The organism is Microbacterium sp. MF43, assembly GCF_012847295.1.
Taxonomy (GTDB): Bacteria; Actinomycetota; Actinomycetes; order Actinomycetales; family Microbacteriaceae; genus Microbacterium.
On sequence record NZ_JABBDY010000005.1, the window covers coordinates 231,636 to 253,404 of the forward strand.

General features: G+C 70.4%; 20 protein-coding genes. 9 read left to right on the top strand and 11 right to left on the bottom strand.

What is annotated here, in order from left to right:
* The first annotated feature begins 9 nt into the window (after positions 1–9).
* Positions 10–366 (top strand): SHOCT domain-containing protein, encoded by a 357-nt coding sequence (locus HF323_RS14910; protein ID WP_169583704.1) that lies wholly within the window; start codon positions 10–12, stop codon positions 364–366.
* Positions 367–428: 62 nt separating this feature from the next.
* Here the strand turns inward: HF323_RS14910 and HF323_RS14915 are convergent, their stop codons facing one another.
* From HF323_RS14915 to HF323_RS14925, 3 genes are read right to left on the bottom strand one after another with little or no spacing between them, the layout of a single operon-like run.
* The gene (locus tag HF323_RS14915; protein WP_169583705.1) at positions 429–1,151 is read right to left on the bottom strand and encodes a potassium channel family protein; all 723 of its coding nucleotides are present in this window, start codon (positions 1,149–1,151) and stop codon (positions 429–431) included.
* Between the two features lie 48 nt (positions 1,152–1,199).
* The gene (locus tag HF323_RS14920; protein ID WP_169583706.1) at positions 1,200–2,270 is read right to left on the bottom strand and encodes a DUF998 domain-containing protein; all 1,071 of its coding nucleotides are present in this window, start codon (positions 2,268–2,270) and stop codon (positions 1,200–1,202) included.
* Positions 2,267–3,391: an AI-2E family transporter gene (locus HF323_RS14925; RefSeq protein WP_317451099.1), complete on the bottom strand. Its 1,125-nt coding sequence runs from the start codon at positions 3,389–3,391 to the stop codon at positions 2,267–2,269. Before HF323_RS14925 ends, HF323_RS14920 begins: the two co-directional genes overlap by 4 nt.
* A gap of 91 nt (positions 3,392–3,482) precedes the next feature.
* On the opposite strand from HF323_RS14925, the gene HF323_RS14930 reads away from it, so the two are divergent.
* Positions 3,483–4,877 (top strand): DUF2252 domain-containing protein, encoded by a 1,395-nt coding sequence (locus tag HF323_RS14930; protein ID WP_169583708.1) that lies wholly within the window; start codon positions 3,483–3,485, stop codon positions 4,875–4,877.
* Positions 4,878–4,947: 70 nt separating this feature from the next.
* On the opposite strand, the gene HF323_RS14935 is transcribed toward HF323_RS14930, so the two are convergent.
* The 7 genes from HF323_RS14935 to HF323_RS14965 all read right to left on the bottom strand — a co-directional run bounded on the left by HF323_RS14935 (position 4,948) and on the right by HF323_RS14965 (position 12,360).
* On the bottom strand, positions 4,948–5,370 hold the full coding sequence (locus HF323_RS14935; protein ID WP_169583709.1) for an MmcQ/YjbR family DNA-binding protein: 423 nt from the start codon (positions 5,368–5,370) through the stop codon (positions 4,948–4,950).
* A 56-nt stretch (positions 5,371–5,426) separates the two neighbouring features.
* The gene (locus HF323_RS14940; protein WP_169583710.1) at positions 5,427–5,909 is read right to left on the bottom strand and encodes a MerR family transcriptional regulator; all 483 of its coding nucleotides are present in this window, start codon (positions 5,907–5,909) and stop codon (positions 5,427–5,429) included.
* A 53-nt stretch (positions 5,910–5,962) separates the two neighbouring features.
* Positions 5,963–6,958, bottom strand: coding sequence for a DnaJ C-terminal domain-containing protein (locus HF323_RS14945; RefSeq protein ID WP_169583711.1), 996 nt, complete (start codon positions 6,956–6,958; stop codon positions 5,963–5,965).
* 18 nt (positions 6,959–6,976) lie between these two features.
* Positions 6,977–7,588 carry a nucleotide exchange factor GrpE gene (locus HF323_RS14950; RefSeq protein ID WP_169583712.1) on the bottom strand — a complete coding sequence of 204 codons (612 nt, stop codon included), beginning with the start codon at positions 7,586–7,588 and terminating at the stop codon, positions 6,977–6,979.
* Positions 7,589–7,590: 2 nt separating this feature from the next.
* A complete protein-coding gene (dnaK, locus tag HF323_RS14955; protein ID WP_169583713.1) occupies positions 7,591–9,456 on the bottom strand; it encodes a molecular chaperone DnaK in 1,866 nt (621 codons plus the stop codon).
* A 192-nt stretch (positions 9,457–9,648) separates the two neighbouring features.
* Positions 9,649–10,512, bottom strand: coding sequence for an amidohydrolase family protein (locus tag HF323_RS14960; RefSeq protein ID WP_169583714.1), 864 nt, complete (start codon positions 10,510–10,512; stop codon positions 9,649–9,651).
* Between the two features lie 267 nt (positions 10,513–10,779).
* A complete protein-coding gene (locus tag HF323_RS14965; protein WP_169583715.1) occupies positions 10,780–12,360 on the bottom strand; it encodes an MFS transporter in 1,581 nt (526 codons plus the stop codon).
* 163 nt (positions 12,361–12,523) lie between these two features.
* Here HF323_RS14965 and HF323_RS14970 point away from each other — a divergent pair, with 163 nt between their 5' ends.
* Complete coding sequence (locus HF323_RS14970; protein WP_169583716.1) at positions 12,524–13,996, top strand: MFS transporter; 1,473 nt, start codon at positions 12,524–12,526, stop codon at positions 13,994–13,996.
* A gap of 35 nt (positions 13,997–14,031) precedes the next feature.
* On the opposite strand, the gene HF323_RS15540 is transcribed toward HF323_RS14970, so the two are convergent.
* Complete coding sequence (locus HF323_RS15540; RefSeq protein WP_223169468.1) at positions 14,032–14,577, bottom strand: MarR family winged helix-turn-helix transcriptional regulator; 546 nt, start codon at positions 14,575–14,577, stop codon at positions 14,032–14,034.
* A gap of 113 nt (positions 14,578–14,690) precedes the next feature.
* On the opposite strand from HF323_RS15540, the gene HF323_RS14980 reads away from it, so the two are divergent.
* The 6 genes from HF323_RS14980 to HF323_RS15005 all read left to right on the top strand — a co-directional run bounded on the left by HF323_RS14980 (position 14,691) and on the right by HF323_RS15005 (position 21,762).
* The gene (locus tag HF323_RS14980) at positions 14,691–15,773 is read left to right on the top strand and encodes a hypothetical protein (RefSeq protein WP_169583717.1); all 1,083 of its coding nucleotides are present in this window, start codon (positions 14,691–14,693) and stop codon (positions 15,771–15,773) included.
* A 231-nt stretch (positions 15,774–16,004) separates the two neighbouring features.
* Positions 16,005–16,727, top strand: coding sequence for a CbiX/SirB N-terminal domain-containing protein (locus tag HF323_RS14985; protein WP_169583718.1), 723 nt, complete (start codon positions 16,005–16,007; stop codon positions 16,725–16,727).
* A gap of 166 nt (positions 16,728–16,893) precedes the next feature.
* Positions 16,894–18,630 carry a nitrite/sulfite reductase gene (locus tag HF323_RS14990; protein ID WP_169583719.1) on the top strand — a complete coding sequence of 579 codons (1,737 nt, stop codon included), beginning with the start codon at positions 16,894–16,896 and terminating at the stop codon, positions 18,628–18,630.
* A complete protein-coding gene (locus HF323_RS14995; protein ID WP_169583720.1) occupies positions 18,627–19,370 on the top strand; it encodes a phosphoadenylyl-sulfate reductase in 744 nt (247 codons plus the stop codon). Before HF323_RS14990 ends, HF323_RS14995 begins: the two co-directional genes overlap by 4 nt.
* Positions 19,367–20,365, top strand: a complete 999-nt coding sequence (cysD, locus tag HF323_RS15000) for a sulfate adenylyltransferase subunit CysD (RefSeq protein WP_169583721.1) — start codon at positions 19,367–19,369, stop codon at positions 20,363–20,365. Before HF323_RS14995 ends, cysD begins: the two co-directional genes overlap by 4 nt.
* Positions 20,365–21,762, top strand: coding sequence for a GTP-binding protein (locus HF323_RS15005; protein ID WP_169583722.1), 1,398 nt, complete (start codon positions 20,365–20,367; stop codon positions 21,760–21,762). The genes cysD and HF323_RS15005 overlap by 1 nt, the downstream gene beginning before the upstream one ends.
* Positions 21,763–21,769 lie beyond the last annotated feature (7 nt).

The window sequence follows — 21,769 nt, forward strand, 5'->3', positions numbered from 1 at the left end:
GACACCGACATGATGCGCAGAGCTGGCCGGCCCGGCCTCATCGGAATGGCTGCCCGCACAGCCGTCGTCGCGGGAACGGCGACCGCCGTCTCGGGCAGCGTCGCGCGGCACCAGCAGGAAAAGGCGAATCAGCAGTACGAGGCCCAGGCATACGAGGCGCAGCAGCAGCAGGCGGCCATGGATGCCGCGGCGGCGCAGGCTGTCGCCAATGCCCAGGCCGCCGCACCGCCGCCCGCCCCCGCGGCCGCACCCGCAGGAGGCGGCACCGACATGATGGCTCAGCTGCAGCAGCTGGGCACCCTTCACGCGCAGGGCATCCTCTCCGACGAGGAGTTCGCCGCCGCGAAGGCGAAGCTGCTGTCCTGATCGAATCGCTAGCATGAGGGCCGCATCCGACGGGATGCGGCCCTCGTGGCATTCGGGGCCCGTCAGTCCTGGCGGTCGCCCGCGCCGCCCGGCGACTCGCCGCCGAGCGCATCGAGCTTCGCCATGAGCTGGCGCATCTGTCCCCGCGTCGCCGGCTCGGCATCGTCCCGGTTGCGCGCCGCGCGCTCGAGCACCCACGACGCCAGGGTCGCCGTGATGATGCCGGCCAATGCCACCCCGCTGAACATGACCGCCACCGCCAGGATGCGACCGGGCGCGGTCACGGGATAGAAGTCGCCGTACCCCGTGGTGGTGATGGTGACGCAGGCGAACCACACCGCTTCGGCGAAGGTCTGGATGTTGGCACCGGGCGCGCGCCGCTCGACCTCGAGCATGGCGAGCGAGGAGATGTAGATGAGCAGGACGCCGGCGCCCGCACCGTAGACCATGATCTGCGTGCGCAGCCGCGTGCCCGCGGATGGACGCATGCCGGGAACGCGGGTAAGTGCCTTCAGCAGCAGGACAAGCCGGAACACAGGGATGACAGCGATGGCGAGCGTGCCCAGATGCGTCCGGAACCACTTCGCCCGGTTGGGCGCGAGCGCGAGCCGCACGAGGTAATCGACGATGAACAGTGCCCACGTGGCGAGGATGACGACCGTCATCGCAACGCGGGCGGTGTCCCCTGGTTCGCCGATCACTCGCCAGGAGTAGGCGGCGAGGTACAGGAGCGACGCCACCATCAGCGGCACCTGCGTGCGGCGGTGCCACGTCGTTTCGTCCACACGCGCATCATCCCGCATGAGCAACCTCCGCGGGCGGGGACGCGCGGGTCAGGCGCGGCGGGCGTCCTCGGTGAGGGCTGCGGCGTTGCGGATGAACAGCACGATCCACGTGAAGACCAGAATCCCCGCCACGAGCTCGACCGCGGTCAGGGTGTAGTAGCCCACGGCGAAGAGCACAGCGAGTACGAGAGTCACGGCGAGGAACAGCCAGCCCAGGAGGACGAAGGGGCGCGGCATCCCGGGAATCCATCGTGCCAGCCCGATGACCAGCACGCCGTACGCGACGACCATGCCCGAAGCCACACCCGTGTGGAGGGCGAAGAAGAGATTGACGGGGAAGACCCCCACCAGCGCCAGGAAGACGCCGACGACGATCAGGCACACGCGAACGCGTCCGATGCCCACCGGGTTCGGCGTCGGGATGCCCAGCGTCGCGTAGCGGGCGAGCGTCGTGACGAGGAAGCCCGCGACGATCAGCGTCAGGTTGAACGCGAGCGCGGAGACGTTGGTGGTCATCCCCAGCGCGCTGAGATTGTCCTTCCACCAGTCCGGGTCGCTCGCGGTGAGCATGCTCGCCAGGACTCCGAACACCAGGAACACCGCCAGCACCGCAGCGAGCAGCTCGAGGTCCATGTGCGTCGCCGAATAGAAGGCGATGTACGCCGTCATCCCCGCGGCCGAACCCGCGAGCAGCAGCACCGCCAACGGGAAGACCTCAGCTCCGATGAACGCTCGCTCGAGGATCACGGCGAGGAGCGTCCATCCGAGCAGCGCGATCACGGCGTGCGCGATGGCGAGGGCGATGATGTCGAAGTGGTCGAGCAGGCGCAGGCGTCCCTGCGGACCGCGCTCGTGCAGGAGGTACCGGCCGGCGAGCACGGCGGCGAAGGCCACCGCCGCCGCCGCCAGCGCCGCGAACTGCCCGATCGAGCCCGGGCCCGAGATCGGCGCGGGTTCGAACCCGAACGCGATGAGGGCGATCAGGGCGACGACGATGAACGCGAGCGTCGCCGAACCGAGGGCGAGCGACTCGAGCGATCGCTCGCTGCGGGCGTCGACGACACGGGCGAGAGCGCGATCGCGTCGCGTTCCCCGATCGGCGAGGGTGTCCTGCGTCATGGTCGCCTCCTCCTGGGGGCCGGTGGTGCCGGGTCTGGTGCCGTGGGCGGTGCGGCGGTGCGGTCGCCCGAGAGCCAGCGGAGCCACTGTCCGCCCGGGTCGCCCTCGAGCAGGAGCGCTCGCACGAACAGTGTCAGCGGGATGGAGAGGATCGCGCCGAGCGGCCCGATGACGAACGTCCAGAAGATGACCGAGAAGAAACTCAGGGTGAGGCTCAGGTCGACGGCGTCGCTGACGAACTTCGGCTGCACGAGCACCTGCAGCACCACGTTGACCACGCAGTAGACCGCGACGACCGCGAGCAGCAGCGGCCAGCCGCCGACGACGAGCGCGAGCACGGCCGGCGGGATGAGGCCGAGGATGAAGCCGATGTTGGGGATGAAGTTCGTGACGAACGCGAGGATCGCCCACACGAGGGGCGCGGGGACGCCGAGCCACCACAGCGCGAGCCCGTCGATGATCGCGACGATCGCACCGAAGGTCGCGTTGACGACGTAGTAGCGGCGGACGCCGGTGTTCAGGTGACGGATGCGGCTGAGCGTCGGCCGCTTCGACGCGCCGAAGACCCGTCCGGCGTCGCGATAGCGGGCCGCGTCGGCCGCCATGAAGATGATGTACGCGAAGACGAAGAACAGCGCCGTCGCGACTCCCACGGCCGTGCCGCCCAGGCGGGAGGCGAGGCCGAAGAGGGACTCAGGGTCGAGGACGGATGCCGCGGCATCCGACGCCTCCCCCTCCAGCCCGACGGACTGCAGCCATGAGACGACGCCCTGCACACTGCTCTCGAGCTGCTCCCCGAGGTCGCCGATCAGGCGAACGAACTGCACCCCTGCGACCCACAGGAGCACACCCATGACGAGCAGCACGAGGTAGGCGACGGCGATCACCGCCGTCGTGCCGGCCCAGCGCGGCCATCCGCGACGGTCGAGGGGGCGCCGCACCGGCTCGCAGATGACCACGAGCACGATCGCGAGAGCGAGCGGCCCGACCAGCTCGCGAGCGAACGACACCCCCGCGAGCACGATCGCGGCGGCCGCCAGCGTGAGCAGCGTCCGCAGGCTCGGCGACAGTCCCGTCGGCGTCGACGGCACCGGCGACGGTGAGGGTGGTGTGCGGGTCACGCCGCCAGGGTATCCACCGTCCTCTCGGTCGCCGGGGATTTCACCCGTGAAGTCACCCCCGTGAACGGTGTGACGATGCCACACTGAGCCCATGTCAACGGCACACGTCAGCCCGCTGGCGGAGTCCTGGTCGCCGCCGCCCACGCTTCAAGACCACCTCGACGAGGGCCGTGCTGCGCGCGGCCCCGCCCCGCGTGAGAGCCTCGCGCTCCTCCCGGACGGCGAGCGCGATCCCATGGGGATCCTCGACCGGCAGGACTCCGTGCGCGTCCCCGAGCTGGTGCCGATCCGCACGCAGCGCATGGCCGAGAGCGCATTCGCCTTCTATCGGGGCACGGCGGCGCTCATGGCGGCCGACCTCGCCCGTTCCCCCAGCAGCGGATTGGCGGTCGGGTCGTGCGGCGATGCCCACGTGTCGAACTTCGGCCTCTTCGCGTCTCCGCAGCGCACGCTCGTGTTCGACCTCAACGACTTCGACGAAGCGGCGTGGGCGCCGTGGGAGTGGGACGTCAAGCGTCTGGTGACGAGCATCGTCATCGCCGGACAGTCGACCTCGCGCGACGAGAAGGTGGTGGCGGATGCCGCGCTGGGCGCCGTGCGCACCTACGCCCGATCGCTGGCGAACGGCGCCAAGCGCAGCCCGCTCAAGCGCTACTACGACCACTTCGACGCCGACGCGGCGGCTGCGGCCATCGACCCTGCCTCGGCCGACGCTCTGCACAAGGCCGTGAAGGACGCGGAGAAGCGGACAGCCACGCGCGCCGTGCGCAAGCTCACCGTCGTCGACGACGACGGCCGCCTCGTCTTCATCGAGATCCCGCCCACCATGACGCACGTCGATCCTCGGATCGAGCTGCGGCTCCACGAGTTCATGCTCGAGTACCAGCAGTCCGCGAACATCGACATCCGCGTGCTGCTGCAGAAGTACCACGTGACCGATATCGCCCGGCGTGTGGTCGGCGTGGGAAGCGTCGGCACCCGGTGCTTCCTCGTCTCGCTCGCCGACGGCGATGGGAACGCGCTGCTTCTGCAGGCCAAGGAGGCGGGGCAGAGCGTGCTCATCGAGTACGGCCGGGTCGAGCAGCCCGAAGGGGTGACCCGGTACATCGAGAAGCAGGGTGACGGCGCCCGCGTCGTCGCGATGCAACGGGTGCTTCAGGCCGTCTCGGACCCCTTCCTCGGCCACCTCACCGGCCCCTCGGTCGACGGGCCGGAGCGATCCTTCTACGTGCGGCAGTTCCATGACAAGAAGGGCGGGTTCGACATGGACACGCTCGAGGACACGGCGTTCCGCTGGTACGCGGACGCCTGTGCGACCACATTGGCGCGGGCGCACGGCCAGTCGCCCAATGCCTCGGTGGTCGCGGGGTACATCGGGGGCGGTCGCGTCGCCGGCGAGGCGATCCTCGAATGGTCGTACGCCTACGCCGAGCTGTCCCGCGCCGACTGGCAGCTGTTCCGCCGGCACCGCGGCATCGAGAGCTGACGCCGCGTCACGGCCGGCGGACGCGGGCGAGCCGGAGGCGCAGGAGCGCGCCGCCCCCGGAGCGGGAGCGTCAGACGTCCTCTGGGGCCTCAGAGTGGGCGTCGAGCCATTCGCGAGCGACCCGTTTGGGAGCGCGCAGCAGCCAGGCGTCGGTGACGATCTCGCGCAGGTGGTCGCCCTCGATCCTGTCCAGACGCACGAGCACCGCCGGAAACGCGTCGAAGTGCGGGATCGTGAAGAACGCGTCGGGGTAGGTCTCGAGCAATGCTTCCTTCTCGTCGAGCCCGTCGGTGCGCACGGCGATCACCGGGCCGTCGGGCCACTCCCGGCCGAGCGCGTCAAGGGCGGCGAGGTCGGCCTTTCCCGGTCCTCGCTCCCACACGAACGCACCGGCCGCGGTGCGCCAGGTCATGCCGCCCCGATGACCGTCCACGCGCTCGTGAACGCCCGGGAGCCCGAGCGCGATCGCGCGCACGTCCTCGAGAGTCGCCATGCGCTCATGCTGGCGCGCGACGGCGATCGGCGCCAGAGGACGAGCGGATGCCCCTGCTACTCCTGCGAGGAGGACCGGGGGGCGGCATCCGTCGACCCGCCCTGCTCGAGCTGGTGCCGGGGCCGCCACACCACGAGTTCCGTCGCTCGGCGCACGCGTGTGCCGCTGCGCAGCGTGATGACCGAGCCGGTCGACCCCGCGGCGAACACGCGTGCACCCGGTCGCCGTTCGAGCTCGACGCGCACGCGCTCCTCCAGGTCGCGGACGCGGCCATGGAGCTCGCGGACCCTGTCCTCGAGCTCGAGAATGCGGGCGATCGCCGGAAGGCCGATGCCGTCGGCCGACATGCGGGCGACCTCCCGCAGCTGCGCGACATGGCGCAGCGAGTAGCGACGGGAGCCGCCCGGCGTGCGCGCAGGGACGACGAGGCCGAGACGGTCGTACTGGCGGAGCGTCTGCGGATGCATGCCCGAGAGCTCCGCCGCAACGGCGATCGCGAAGATCGGCGCCTCATCGTCGATGTCGTGCTGCTCGCCCATCGCGTTCACCTCCTCGTCGGCAACCGGAACCCGGACCCGCCATCGTCATCTTCCTAGCCGCGCGCCCTCGACATGAGGTCGGCACGCGGGTTCTCCTTCGGCTCGAGCTCGTGATAGCGCTCGAGGGCCTCGCGGGCGGCGTCGTCGAGGTGCGAGGGCACCGCGACCTGCACCTCGGCGAGCAGATCGCCCGTGCCCTTCGCAGTCTCGACGCCGCGACCCTTCACGCGCAGGACGCGACCCGACGGAGTGCCGGGAGCCACCCGCAGCTTCACGGGCTCCCCGCCGAGCGTCGGCACCTCGATGGTGGCGCCGAGCGCCGCCTCGGTGAAGGTGATCGGCACCGTGACACGCAGATTGAGCCCGTCCCGTGTGAAGACGGGGTGCGGCCGAACGCTCACCTGCACGACGACGTCGCCCGCCTCGCCGCCGTCGGGCGACGGGCGCCCTCGACCGCGCAGGCGGATCTTCTGCCCGTCCGAGACCCCCGCGGGGATCTTCACCTTGAACGGCTTGCCGTCCTCCCCCTGCAGCGAGATCGTCTCGCCGCGCGTCGCCGTGACGAAGTCGATCGTCGTGCGCGCCGTGACATCGGTCCCGCGCGTCGGCCCGCCGTATCCGCGGTAGCCGCCCGTGGTCTGACCGAACCGGCCGCTGCCGAAGCCGGCGCCCTGCTGCTGGTTGAACATCGCGAAGATGTCGTCGAAGTCCTCGGTCCGATAGCGCGAGCCGCCGCGACCTTGGTTGAACATGCTGAACACGTCCTCGAAACCGCCGGCACCGCCGGGGCCGCCCGAGGTGAACCGCGCGCCCGAACCCATCGCCCGGATCTGGTCGTACTCCTTGCGCTGCTCCGCGTCGGAGAGCACCGAGTACGCCTCGCTGACCTCCTTGAACTTCGCCTCCGCCGCGGCATCGCCCGCGTTGGAGTCGGGGTGGTACTTGCGGGCGAGCTTGCGGTAGGTCTTCTTGAGATCGGCGTCGGTGACGTCCTTGGACACACCGAGGATCTTGTAGAAGTCCTTGTCGAACCAGTCCTGACTGGCCATGGATGCTCCTCCTGCGGACTACTCGGCGGGGACCGCGACGACGACTTTCGCCGGGCGCAGTTCGACCGAGCCGAGGCGGTAGCCGATCTCGACGACCTCGAGGATCGTCGGGGTCTCGACCCCGGGTGTCGGCGCCTGGAAGATGGCCTCGTGGTGCTGCGGGTCGAACACCTCACCCGAAACGCCGTACGTCGTGAGCCCCATGCGCTCGGCGACGCCCCGAAGCTTCTCGGCGATCGCGGCGAAGGGCGTGCCCTCCTCGAGATCGCCGTGCTTCTCGGCGCGGTCGAGATCATCGAGCACCGGGAGCAGGCCCTTGGCCACCGCGCCCTTCGCCCGCTCGATCTCGACCTCGCGCTGCTCCTCGGTGCGGCGGCGGTAGTTCGCGTACTCCGCCTGGAGGCGCTTGAGATCGTTCAGCAGCTGCGACTCGAGGTCGGCGATGACGGCGTCCTCCGCCGCGGCATCCGCGTTCTGCTGGGCGCCCAGGATGTCTTCCACCGTGAGCTCCTCGTCGCGAGCCTGCCCGTCCTGCGGGACGGGGCCGGAGGCCTGCGCCTCCGACCCCTCCTGCTCGGGACGGACCTCTTCGCCCTCGCCCTGGGGCTCTTCGAAGTCCTTGCCTGTCATGGTTACTTCTTCTCGTCCTCGTCGTCGATGACCTCGGCGTCGACGACGTCCTCTTCGGAGGTCGTCGCACCGCTGTCACCGGCGGGCTCGTCGGCCGGGGCATCCGCCTGCTGAGACGCCTGGCCTGCGGCGTAGATCGCCTCGCCCAGCTTGCCCTGGCTCTGGTTCAGCTTCTCGAACGCGGTCTTGACCGCCTCGTCGTCGTCTCCGGCGAGCGCCGTCTTGAGCGCGTCGACGTCGGCCTGCACGTCGGTCTTGACGTCCTCGGGCAGCTTGTCGTCGTTCTCCTTGATGAGCTTCTCGATGGAGTACGAGAGCGTCTCCGCCTGGTTGCGGATCTCGGCGGCCTCGCGACGCTTCTTGTCTTCTGCGGCGTGCTCCTCGGCCTCGCGGACCATGCGCTCGATGTCGTCCTTCGGCAGCGACGAGCCGCCGGTGATCGTCATCGACTGCTCCTTGCCGGTGCCCTTGTCCTTCGCCGAGACGTGGACGATGCCGTTCGCGTCGATGTCGAACGTGACCTCGATCTGCGGGATGCCGCGCGGCGCGGGCGCGATGCCGGTCAGCTCGAAAGTGCCGAGCGGCTTGTTGTCGCGCGTGAACTCGCGCTCGCCCTGGAAGACCTGGATGGCGACCGACGGCTGGTTGTCGTCGGCGGTCGTGAAGGTCTCGGAGCGCTTGGTCGGGATGGCGGTGTTGCGCTCGATGAGCTTCGTCATGATGCCGCCCTTGGTCTCGATGCCGAGGCTCAGCGGGGTGACGTCGATGAGCAGCACGTCCTTGCGCTCACCCTTGAGGACGCCGGCCTGCAGGGCGGCGCCGACGGCGACGACCTCGTCGGGGTTCACGCCCTTGTTGGGCTCCTTACCGGCCTCGCGCTGAACGAGCTCGCTCACGGCGGGCATACGGGTCGAGCCGCCGACGAGCACGACGTGGTCGATGTCGGCGACCTTGATGCCGGCCTCGCGGATGACATCCTCGAACGGCTTCTTGGTGCGGTCGAGCAGGTCCTTGGTGAGGTCCTCGAACTTGGCGCGCGTGATCGTCTCGGACAGCGACACGGGGCCGGAGTCGGTCAGCGAGAGGTACGGGAGGTTGACGCTCGTCGAGGTCGACGACGACAGCTCCTTCTTCGCCTGCTCGGCAGCCTCCTTGAGGCGCTGCAGCGCGATCTTGTCGCCCGAGACGTCGACGCCCGTCGTGTCCTTGAACTGCTTGATGAAGAAGTCCACGAGACGCTGGTCCCAGTCGTCGCCGCCGAGGCGGTTGTCACCGGCGGTCGCGCGCACCTGGATGGTGGAGAAGTCGTCGTCCTTGCCCACTTCGAGCAGCGAGACGTCGAAGGTTCCGCCACCGAGGTCGAAGACGAGGATGAGCTCGTCCTCCTTGCCCTTGTCGAGGCCATAGGCGAGGGCGGCCGCGGTCGGCTCGTTGATGATGCGGAGCACGTTGAGACCCGCGATCTCACCGGCCTCCTTGGTGGCCTGGCGCTCGGCGTCGTTGAAGTACGCGGGGACGGTGATGACGGCATCCGTCACCGTGTCGCCCAGGTACTGCTCGGCGTCGCGCTTCAGCTTCTGCAGGATGCGGGCCGAGATCTCCTGCGGCGTCCACTTCTTGCCGTCCACGCCGAACGACCAGTCGGTGCCCATGTGGCGCTTGACCGACGAGACCGTGCGGTCGACGTTGGTCACGGCCTGGCGCTTGGCCGTCTCGCCGACGAGCACCTCGCCGTCCTTCGTGAACGCGACGACCGACGGGGTCGTGCGGAAGCCCTCGGCGTTGGCGATGACCTTCGGCTCGCCGCCCTCGAGGACGCTGACGACCGAGTTGGTCGTACCGAGGTCGATTCCGACAGCACGTGCCATGTGTTCTCTCCTTCGTGTGGGACGGGGACGGATGCCTCGGCCCGTGGATCTGGGAAACCTAGCTCACGGCGCACTCGCTCCTGAGCGAGTTGAGCCGCGATGACTCAAGGCTACCTACGACCCACAAAGGTGTCAAATGAACTTGATATGACTCGGCTCAAGTTTGTCGATGACCGACCTGCGGCGCGGAGTTCAGGCCCGGGCTGCACACGGATCGAGGCCGTACCATTCGACGGCGGTGCCGTGATGGATCCGCTCCAGGTCGCCCGACGAGACGTCGAGTGCGGCGTGCAGGCCCTCGAACGTGCGCACGTATCCGCCCGCGAGGTTGCTCACCGGCCAGTCGCCGCCGTACATGAGACGGTCGGGGCCGAACACCGCCACCGCCTCCGCCACGATCGGGCGCAGGTCGTCGACCGTCCAGCCGTCGGGCGCTCCGACGGCCGAGGCGAGCCCCGAGAGCTTCGCCGCGACGCGGGGCGAGGCGGCGGCACCGCGGAGGAGGCGAGACCACTCCTCGAACTGCGCGGCGTCCCCACCGACGGGGGGCTTGCCGAGGTGGTCGATGATGAGGCGGAGTGACGGATGCCGCTGCATCAGCAGCGGAACGAGCGCCAGCGCCGCGGGGCCCGACGTCACGAAGTCGAACGGCACATCGGCAGCGGCCAGGGCGTCGAGTCCTTCAGCGACGTCGGGGCGAAGCATCCACTCTCCGTCCGCCATCCCGTGGATCAGGGCGCGCACCCCGACGACCCGGCCCGTGGCGAGGCGTGCATCGAGCTGCTCCCGCAGGTCGTCGTGCTGGAGCGGGAGCCACGCGACGACGCCCGCGACCTCGGGGTGTGCGGCCGCCGCGGCGAGCATGCGGTCGGTGTCCCCCGGGGTGTCTGCGGCCTGCACGAGGATCACCCGGTCCACCCCCGCCGCCGCGCGGACGGGGGCGAAGTCCTCCAGGCCGAAGTCGTCGTAGATCACGCCGTGCGCGGGCGTGAGCCACGTGTAGTCTCCGCTGGCGCGCTCCCAGATGTGGGTGTGCGCGTCGATGATGCCGGTCATGGGGCCTCCTGGCGCCAGAACATCCCCTCGGGGAAACGAAAGGTCTTTACGGATTCTGCCAGGATCTCCGCGCTGTCCTCGGCTTGTGACGGCGCCGTCGCGGTCGACGCCGGCTGGACGGTGGTCCGCGAACGCACGCTCGCTATCCGAGGTCCGACGCCCGTTACTACGCCTCCTTCGTCGAAGACGGCAACGGCATCCGGATCGAATTCATGCACAATCCGCCGAAGGACCCTGCTGCGGGCGGGTGAGTCGGCGACCCGCGGCTCACCCGAGAAGCGTGCCCTCGGTGGCCTCGTTGGGCTTCGGGTCCGGCAGTCGACGCATCCGGAATCCGTTCAGCACGCCGATCCCGGCGGCGGCGATCGGGATCAGCAGCGCCACCTGGAGCGCGATGTGCCGCGCTTCGGTGTTGATGCGGATCACCTCGTCAGCCGCCTCGGGCGGCTCGTCGACGAGCAGTTCAGCGAGGCCCGTGTTCGACATGAGCTGCGCATCCTCCTCCAGCACCGTCGACACCTGTTCCTTCTGCTGGGCGTCGAGCACCGTGCTCGCGTCGGCGAGCGAGGTGAACGCAGTCGCGAGGGTGGCGAGCATGATGGCGCCGGCGAAGGCGAGACCGAACGAGAGGCCGAACGATCCTGCCGCCGAGTTCACGCCGGCGGCCTCGCTCACCCGCTCGTCCGAGATCGGCGACAGCGTGTAGTTGTTCAGCTGAGAGACCAGCAGGCCGAGCCCGCACCCCGCGACGATCAGGGGCAGAGTGAGCCACCAGCCCGAGTCGGCGATCGGCACGAGCGGAACGATCGCGACGAGCCCGGCGAGCGCGAGCGCGAATCCGGTGAGGATCAGGTTCGCGGGCCGCCCCTTGCCCCGTCGTCCGGCGAGGATGGCCACCGCGAACATGCTGAGCGAGAGCGGGGCGATCGACAGGCCCGCCTGCAGGGCGTTGTACTCGAGCACCATCTGCAGATACAGCGGCAGAACGATCATGGTGCCGCCGAGGGCGATCTGCTGCAGCAGCTGTCCGCTGACGCCCGTGCGGAAAGGCTTCGAGGCGAACAGGGCCGGATCGAGCAGCACCGGCTTCGCCTTCTTCTTTCGCGCGTTCAGCCACCAGGCGAGACCTCCGAGCGCCACGACGCCGAGCCCGATGAGCAGCCCGACGTAGCCGCCGCCCTCCTGCCAGACCAGGATGCCGAGCACCACGCCGCCCATGCCGACGACCGAGAGGCCGGCGCCGACGAGGTCGATCGATCGGTCGCCGGTGTAAGGCACATCCTTGACGAGCCCCAGACCGAGCAGGACCACCCCGATGATGACGGCTTCGAGTGCGAACGCGACCCGGTACGACCAGAACGTCGTGATGAACCCGCCCAGCAGCGGGCCGATCGCCGCCGCGATGGCCGCCGAGGCACCGACCAGCGCGTACACCCGCTTCTGGTGCCCGCCGGTGAAGTTCCCGTGGATCAGCGACTGCATGGACGGCAGAAGCAGGGAGGCGCCGATGCCGCCGATGATCGCCCAGAAGATGATCACCGCCGTGAGGCTCTGCGCGAAGGTCATCGCGACCGCACCGACGGCGTAGCCGAGCAGGCCGAGCGTGTAGGCGAGCTTGCGCCCGATGAGGTCGCCGGTCTTGCCGCCGATGAGGATGAAGGCCGCCGACACGAGCGCCTCGAGCGCGATCGCACCCTGCACCCCGCTCGCCGTCGTGCCGAGTTCCTTCACGACAGCGGAGATCGAGACGTTCATGATCGACGTATCGACGACCAGCACGAACATCGCCATCGCCAGGAGGATCGCCAGACGTCCGTTGAAGGGCGCCGCGGCAGGTGCGTCGGTCATGTGCGAAGCAAAGCACAGGGGATGCCCCCGCTCCAGGCCCCCGACCGGAAATCACCCTGGACCGATGTCGGCGCGCCCCGGCTACGCTGGCGTGGCGCCGCGATGAGGCGACGCGCCCGCCGGCGCCACGCGCCGTTCACCGAAGGGTCCTAGCGTGACGGACATGAGTTCGCCCGAGCCCCCTGCCGACCCCGCCGCGAACCACACGGCGACGACGCCGCCGGCGACCGCTCGGTCGGCGGCGATCGGCCCCATCGGCGAGGTGCTGCAGGAGCACGCGCCCGAGGTCCGCGTCCCCCGCAAGCGCGTGGTGTCGTGGGCACTGTGGGACTGGGCGACGCAGCCGTTCAACACCGTGCTGCTCACCTTCGTGTGGGTGCCGAGCTTCCTCGTCTCGCCGTTCTTCCTCGACCCGGGCGTCGCGGCTTCCGGAGTGGTGGACGGATCCGAGATCGACTGCGACACCCCGGCGAACACGGCGACCGCGTTCTGCCAGGCGCTCGGTCAGCTCGACGCCAACCTGGGCTGGGGCATCATGGCCGCCGGCATCCTGATCGCCCTGCTCGCTCCCGTGCTCGGCCAGCGGGCCGATGCGACGGGCCGCAAGAAGTTCATGCTCGGAATCTTCACCGCCCTGCTCATCCTGTGCCAGCTCGGCATGGCCTTCGTTTCGGGGGTTCCGTCGCAGTTCTGGTTCGGCGTCGCGATGATCGCCTTCGGGAGCATCGTCGGCGAGATCGCGGGGGCGAACTACAACGCCCTCCTCGTCTCGGTCTCGACCCCCCGGACGGTCGGCCGCGTCTCCGGCCTCGGCTGGGGCTTCGGATACCTCGGCGGGATCATCGCGCTGGCCATCGTGGTCGGGCTCATCCTCGGCGGCGTGCTCGACGGAACGCAACCGCAGACCTTCCAGCTCATCGCCGCCGGCGCGACGGTGTGGACGCTGCTGTTCTCGATCCCGATCTTCCTCAACGTCCCCGAGCCGCCGCCCACGCCGGACTCCCGGCGGGTCAACTTCTTCCTGGGTTACGTCGAGCTGGCCCGGTCGATCGCCCGGCTGTGGCGCGAGAACCGGGCGACGTTCTGGTTCCTGCTGGCCTCGGCCGTGTACCGCGACGGGCTCGCGGCGGTCTTCACGTTCGGCTCCGTCATCGCGGCGCGCGTCTTCGGGTTCGGGTTCACGGACCTGGTGATCTTCGGGATCGTGCTCAACCTCGTCGCCGGGGTGTCGACGATCCTCGCCGGCCGGCTCGACGACCGGTTCGGACCGAAGACCGTGATCCTGGTCGCGATCGGCGGGATCATCGTCTGCTGCCTCACGGTGTTCTTCGGCGCGGCGGCGGGTCAGGCACTGTTCTGGGTGGTCGGCATCGTCCTGGCCCTGTTCGTCGGACCGGCTCAGGCTGCGTCGCGCTCGTTCCTGGCCCGCGTGACCCCCTCCGGCCACGAAGGCGAGATCTTCGGCCTGTATGCGACGACCGGCCGGGCGGCGAGCTGGCTCGCCCCGCTGCTGTGGGGCCTGTTCATCGCGGCGGCCGCGAACCAGACCCTGTACGGGATCCTGGCGATCGCGCTCGTGCTCGCGGTCGGGTTCGTGCTGCTGGTGTTCGTCAAGGCGCCGCCTCGCGCCGCCTGAGGACGGGTCGCCGGACGCTTCGGAGCACCGGGGCCCTAGACCCCGGGCCAGGCGTCGGCGAGCTTCGTGAGGAGCCGCGCGAGATCGACCCGCTCGGCATCGGTGAATTCCGACAGCGCCGTGTCGATGGCCTCTCGCCGCTCGCCGCGGAACCCGCGCACGAGGGCGGCGCCGGCATCCGTCAACGCGACGCGCGTGCGCCGCGCGTCGTCGGGGTCGACCTCCCGCCGCACCAGGTCGAGCTGCACCGCCTGCTGCACGAGGCGTGACGCCCGGGGCTGATCCACCCCGACCGCGTCGGCGATCTCGCCGATGGAGAGGGGGCGGGATGCCGCGGCGAGCGCCTCGAGCAGACGCATGCGCGCCGGTCCGCCGAAGCGCGCGGGTCCGCCCCACGGCATCGGTCCGCGCCCGTGACCGTGGTGGGGCCCGCCGCCCCACGGCGGCTCGTGGTGCCCGTGATGCATCGGACCCGCATGGGGGTGACCGCCCTCCCACGGCGGGCGCGGCATCCGTCGACCCCGAATCCGGGAGAGCGCGGCGGCGATGGCGTCGGCGGGATCGGAAGGCTGCTGCGACATGGCTCCAATTTACATGTGTCTTGACATGCATCCCATGCACATGTCACAGTACATGTACATGTCGGTTGACATGCACTCACGCTGGCCGGCGACGGCCTTGGAAAGGACCTCCCATGAACAACGAAGAGAACACAGAGAACCAGAACCCGCCCGAGCGGCATACCGGCCGACCGCTCGGCTACTGGCTGCGCCTCGTCGACGGGCTGCTCACCAGGGAGCTCGGCCTCGCGCTGGCGAGCGAGGGCGTCAGCCGTCGCGATTGGATGCTGCTCAACGTGCTCGCCGGCACCGTCGACGCGCCCGGTCTCGACGAGCGCCTCGCTCGCAAGGGCAAGCGACTGCGTCGCCTGGAGCACCTCGGCTGGGCGCTCGAGCAAGGCGACGGCACGTGGGTACTCACCGATGCCGGACGCGAGGCGCACGCGCGGCTCGCCGACGCGGTCAGCGGCGTTCGCTCGCGCGTCACCGACGCCGTCTCGTCCGAGGACTATGCGACGACACTGGCTGCGCTCGAGGCGATGGCGCGGGAGCTCGGCTGGGACGAGAGCCAGCCCTTCCCCCGCGGCGGGGGGCTCGGTGGAGGTCGCTTCCGCGGTTCTCCTTTCGGCGGACCTCCCTTCGGCGGACCTCCCTTCGCGGGCGCGCCGCGGCCCGAGATCCGTCACGGGTGGGGCCCGAGCCGACACCACGGCTTCGAACCCGGCCGTGCGGAGCGTCCGGGCGCGGCCCCGCGACACGGCACCGCGCACGACGACGCGTGGAGGAGTTCCGGGCTCGACGATCCTGAATGCCCCGACCACGGCCACCACCCGGGCGCCGGGCGCGGACGCGACGCCCACGGGAACCTCGGGCACGGGCTGGGGCACCTCGGGCACGGGCTCCGGCACGGGCACGGGCACGGCGGACACGGGCACGAAGGGCACGGACACGGGCACGGGCACGAAGGGCACGGGCACGGGCACGGGCACGAAGGGCACGGGCACGAATCGCACGGGCACGGGAACCTCGGGCACGGGCACGGGAACCTCGGGCACGGGCACGGCGGGCACGGGCACGAAGGGCGCGGTCGGCACGACCACCGCGGTCAGGGCAGGCGGAAGGCGGAGCGGGCATACGAACGCGGCTTCGCGGCCGGGTTCCGAGCGGCGCAGTCCACCGACGCGCGTCGTGCCGAGGCATCCGACCCCGCCGCCTGACCCACGTCGGCCGTTTCCGGTCGAAGAACCAGCGAACCCGCCGGTCCGCTGACGACCCCGCCGCCCGCCCACGTCGGTTGGTGACAGATTCAGGAGACACGCGGCGAAGCACCCGTGGTAGCCGCGCGACGGCGGCGTGTCTCCTGCATCTGGCGCGGGGTGGGCACCGCCCGCACGCCGCCGGACCTCGCGGCGTACACCCCGGGCACGCCGCGAGGCCAGAATGGAGGCGTGACGACTCCCGCGCTCCTCGCGATCTCGCACGGCACCGCCTCCCCCGAGGGGCAGGCGGCCGTGGCGGGCCTCGTCGCCGCCGTCGCCGCGCGGTTGCCCGACGTCGTGGTGCGGCTCGGTCACGTCGACGTGCAGCAGCCCGACGTCGCGGCCTCCCTCGACGCCCTCCCCGTCGATGCTCCGGTGGTCATCGTGCCGCTGCTGCTGTCGGCCGGCTATCACGTGCGCGTGGACCTCAAGGAGCAGACGGCGGGTCGCACGGGCATCTCGATCGCATCGGCGCTCGGGCCCGACCCGCGTCTCGTCGACGCACTGCTCGCCCGCCTGGCGCCCCTCGAACTCGCCGCCGACGACCGGGTCGTGCTGGCGGTCGCCGGCTCGAGTGATGACCGCGCGAACGACGACTGCCGCCGTGTCGCGGCAATGCTCGGCGAGCGGCTCGGCCGGCCGGTCGGGGTGGGGTTCCTCGCGGCCGCCGATCCCCGGCTCGCCGCCGCGGTCGCCGACGCACGCCAGGGCGCCCCCGGTCGCGTCGTCGTCGCGAACTACCTTCTCGCTCCGGGCTACTTCCACGACCTCGCGGTGCGAGAGGCGGACGGATGCCCCGTGGCCCGCCCGCTGCTCGACGACGACGCCCCCGCCGCATCCCTCGTCGACATCGTCGTCGACCGCTATCGCACTACCGCGGCCGCCGCCTCAGCCGCCGCTCCGGCGGGTTGATGGACGCCGTCCACCAAGGCGGCACGCAACCTCTGTGACGCACCGTTACGCACGGTGACGGCTCTTGACGCTCGGGTAGGTCGAAGCGAGCGTCGCTTCTACTCTCGCGGCATGGGCTCGATAGAGTCCGCGCCCCGGGGACGCCCGGGCTCACCCGGAGGCCACCGTGACCATCAGCGACACCGACACGCGCGACGCGACGCCGCACGCCGGCCGTGCCGCCGCCCGTCCGCCGCGTCCGTCGTCCAAGCCCAACGGGCAGTGGAAGATCGACGGCACCGCTCCCCTGAACGGCAACGAGGAGTGGAAGCAGCAGGACGGCGGCCTCGCTGTGCGCGAGCGCATCGAGACGATCTACGCCAAGGGCGGCTTCGACTCGATCGACCCGACCGACCTGCACGGCAGGTTCCGCTGGTGGGGGCTGTACACCCAGCGCAAGCCCGGGATCGACGGCGGCCGCACCGCCACACTCGAGCCGCATGAGCTCGAGGACCGCTACTTCATGCTGCGGGTGCGCATCGACGGAGGTCAGCTGACCACCGATCAGCTGCGCGTCGTCGCCGGCATCTCGCAGGAGTTCGGCCGCGACACCGCCGACCTCACGGACCGGCAGAACATCCAGCTGCACTGGGTCGAGGTCGAGGCCATGCCCGAGATCTGGCGCCGCCTCGAGTCGGTGGGCCTCGGCACGACGGAGGCGTGCGGTGACGTGCCCCGCGTGGTCCTCGGGTCCCCGGTTGCCGGCATCGCGGCCGACGAGCTCATCGATCCCACCCCGCAGATCGACGAGATCACGACGCGCTTCATCGGCGACGAGTCGCTCGCCAACCTGCCCCGGAAGTTCAAGTCGGCGATCACCGGCCACCCCAGCCAGGACGTCGTCCACGAGATCAACGACGTGGCGTTCGTCGCCGTCGAGCACCCCGAGCTGGGTGTCGGCTACGACATCTGGGTCGGCGGCGGCCTCTCCACGACGCCGCGTCTGGCCGAGCGCCTGGGTGCCTTCGTGGCTCCGGATCAGGTGGCGGATGCCTGGCACGGCGTCGCTCAGATCTTCCGCGACTACGGCTACCGTCGCCTGCGCAACAAGGCCCGGCTGAAGTTCCTGCTCGCCGAGTGGGGCGCCGAGAAGTTCCGGCAGGTGCTGCAGGACGAGTACCTCGGATACGCGCTGCCCGATGGGCCGGCCGCACCGAAGCCGCTCACGCAGGGGGACCACGTCGGCGTCCACCGCCAGAAGGACGGCCGCTTCTATGTCGGCGTGACGCCGATCGTGGGCCGTGTCTCGGGCCCGATCCTGTCGAAGCTCGCCGACCTCGTCGAGGCGCACGGCTCGACCCGGCTGCGCACGACGCCTCACCAGAAGCTCGTGATCCTCGACATCCCCGAGGACCGCGTCGAGTCCCTCATCGCCGGGCTCGACGAACTCGGCCTCTCGGCGCGCCCGAGCCTGATCCGTCGCGGCACGATCGCGTGCACGGGCATCGAGTTCTGCAAGCTCGCGATCGTCGAGACGAAGGCCTACGCGACGGCGGCGGTGCTCGACCTCGAGGAGCGCCTCGCGCAGTTCGACCTTCCGCACCCGATCTCGCTGCACGTGAACGGATGCCCCAACTCCTGCGCGCGGATCCAGACGGCCGACATCGGGCTCAAGGGCCAGCTCGTCACGATCGACGGGGAGCAGGTGCCCGGGTATCAGGTGCACCTCGGCGGCGGTCTCGCGAACGCCGACCGGGAGGACCCCGGCCTCGGCCGGACGGTTCGGGGCCTGAAGGTCGCCGCCGACGGCATCGCCGACTACACCGAGCGGGTCGTCAAGAGGTTCCTGGCCGAGCGGGATGCCGCGGCGGACGAGACCTTCGCGCAGTGGGCGCACCGCGCCGACGAGGAGGCGCTGCAATGACGGTCACCCTCGCACCGCGCATCGCGGTGAAGCGCACCGCCGACGAGCTCCGCGCGCTGGCCGAGCAGGGCAACCACGAGCTCGGCAGCCTGACCGACCACGAAGCATCCCCCGCCGAAGTCGTCGCGTGGGTGGCGCGCAACTTCTCGATGACCTCCGCGGCCGTCGCGTGCTCGATGGCGGACGCCGCACTCCCCCACCTCGTGGCGGAGCAGCTGCCGGGCGTCGACGTGCTTTTCCTCGACACCGGGTATCACTTCGCCGAGACGCGCCACACGCGCGACGAGGTCGGCCGCGCACTCGACGTGCGCATCGTGGACGTGCTGCCCGAGCAGACCGTCGCCCAGCAGGACGCGGAGTTCGGCGCGAAGCTCTTCGAGCGCGACGCGGCGCTGTGCTGCGAGCGCCGCAAGGTCGCGCCGCTCAAGGACGCGGTGTCGGGATACGAGGTGTGGTTCACGGGCGTGCGCCGCGAGGAGGCGCCGACCCGCACGAACACTCCGCTGGTGACGTGGGACGAGCGCAACGGGCTCGTGAAGGTGAACCCGGTCGCCGCGTGGACCTTCGACGACCTGCTCGATTACGCCGGCACGCACCAGGTGCCGGTGAATCTGCTCGTGTCGAACGGCTATCCCTCGATCGGCTGCGAGCCCTGCACGAACCCGGTCGCCCCCGGTGAAGACCCCCGGTCCGGCCGCTGGGCCGGGCTCTCGAAGACGGAATGCGGGCTGCACGTATGACTCTCTCGAACACCGCGAGCGTTTCGTCTCGCTCCGCTCGCTCGACGACCGGGACTCCGGTCGTCGAGCGCGGGAGCGAAGCGACCGAGACGAAACGCCCTCGAGCGCTGTCGACGCTCGACCTTCTCGAGGCGGAGGCGATCCACGTCATCCGCGAGGTCGTCGCCGAATTCGAGCGCCCTGTGCTGCTGTTCTCGGGCGGCAAGGACTCGGTCGTCGTCCTTCACCTCGCGACCAAGGCGTTCGCTCCCGGTAAGGTGCCGTTTCCGGTGCTCCACGTCGACACCGGCCACAACTTCCCCGAGGTGCTGTCCTTCCGCGACGAGACCGTCGAGCGTCTCGGCATCCGTCTCGAGGTCGCGAAGGTGCAGGACTACATCGACGACGGGCGCCTGCAGGAGCGCGCCGATGGAACGCGCAACCCGCTGCAGACGCTGCCTCTCCTCGATGCGATCGCGAACGGCCGCCACGACGCCGTCTTCGGCGGCGCCCGCCGCGACGAGGACAAGGCCCGCGCGAAGGAGCGCATCATCTCACTGCGCGACGAGTTCGGGCAGTGGGATCCGCGCAATCAGCGCCCCGAGCTGTGGAGTCTGTACAACGGCCGCCACACGCCGGGCCAGCACGTCCGCGCCTTCCCGATCTCGAACTGGACCGAGCTCGACGTCTGGCGCTACATCGAGCGCGAGGGCATCCCGCTGCCGTCGCTGTACTTCGCGCACGAGCGGGAGGTGTATGCCCGCGACGGCATGTGGCGCCCGGTGGGCGAGTTCTCGCCGCCCCGCGCCGACGAGAACGTCGAGCTGCGCACCGTGCGGTACCGCACCGTCGGCGACATGAGCTGCACAGGGGCGGTGGAATCGGATGCCTCGACCCTCGCCGACATCGTCGCCGAGGTCGCCGTGTCCACCCTCACCGAGCGGGGCGCGACGCGCGCCGACGACCGGCTCAGCGAAGCCGCGATGGAAGACCGCAAGAAGGACGGGTACTTCTGATGTCCCTCGATACCCAGGGTGTTTCGGCTCGCTTCGCTCGCTCGACGACCGCCGTCGACGCGGTCGCTGAGCGAGGAGCGCAGCAACGAGACGAACCGCAGACGCCGACGCTCTTCCGGTTCGCGACGGCCGGATCGGTCGACGACGGCAAGTCGACGCTCGTGGGCCGGCTGCTGCACGACTCCAAGGCGATCCTCGCCGACCAGCTCGAGCAGGTGCAGCGCACGTCCGCCGAGCGCGGTTTCGCTCACGGCGAGTTCGACTTCGCGCTCCTCACCGACGGCCTGCGCGCCGAGCGCGAGCAGGGCATCACGATCGACGTGGCCTACCGCTACTTCTCCACCGGCTCGCGATCGTTCGTCCTGGCCGACTGCCCGGGCCATGTGCAGTACACCCGCAACATGGTCACCGGGGCGACGACGGCCGACGCGGTCGTCGTGCTCGTGGACGGACGCAAGGGCGTGCTCGAGCAGACCCGCCGCCACCTCGCGGTCGTCGCGCTGCTGCGCGTTCCGCATGTCATCGTCGCGGTGAACAAGATCGACCTCGTCGGGTTCTCGGCAGAGGTGTTCTCGTCGGTCGCGGACCAGGCCCGGACGGTGGCGGCCGAGCTCGGCATCCGGAATCTGCACGTACTGCCGGTGTCGGCGCTGGAAGGCGACAACATCGTCGACCGCTCCGAGCGGACGCCCTGGTACGGCGGGCCGGCGCTGCTCGAGCTGCTCGAGACGCTCCCGGCCGCCGACGAGCTCGAGAAGAGCCTCGAGCCCCTGCGCCTCCCGGTGCAGCTGGTGCTCCGCCCGCAGGGCGGCCTCGCGCCCGAGGTCGCGGCCGACCCCGCCGAGGTCGAGCGCCTCCGCGACTACCGCGCCGTGGCGGGTCGCATCTCATCGGGATCCGTCCGCGTCGGCGACCGCGTGGAGATCTTCCCCTCGGGGATCGCCACGACGGTGACGGGCATCCGCTCAGCGGGCACAGCCGTCGACGAGGCGTTCGCCTCGCAGTCCGTGTCGCTCGAGTTCGCCGACGACATCGACACCGCCCGGGGAGCCGTCGTCGTCGCGGAAGGCACGCTGCCCGCAGGACGCAAGGAGATCGAGGTCGAGCTCTTCCAGCTCGATGCGCGGCCGCTGACGCCGGGCTCACGCGTGCTGGTCAAGCACGGGACGACGACCGTCCAGGCGATCGTCGCGCAGATCGAGTCGCGCTACGACCTCGATGCACTCGTGCACGAACCCGCCCAGGCGCTGCAGACCAACGACATCGGCCGCGCGCGTCTGCGCCTGGCCGGCGAACTGCCCATCGAGCCGTACGAGGCCAGCCGTCACGGCGGTTCGTTCCTCGTCATTCATCCGTCCGACGGCGCCACACTCGCCGCCGGCATCGCGCGCGACTGACGCGCAC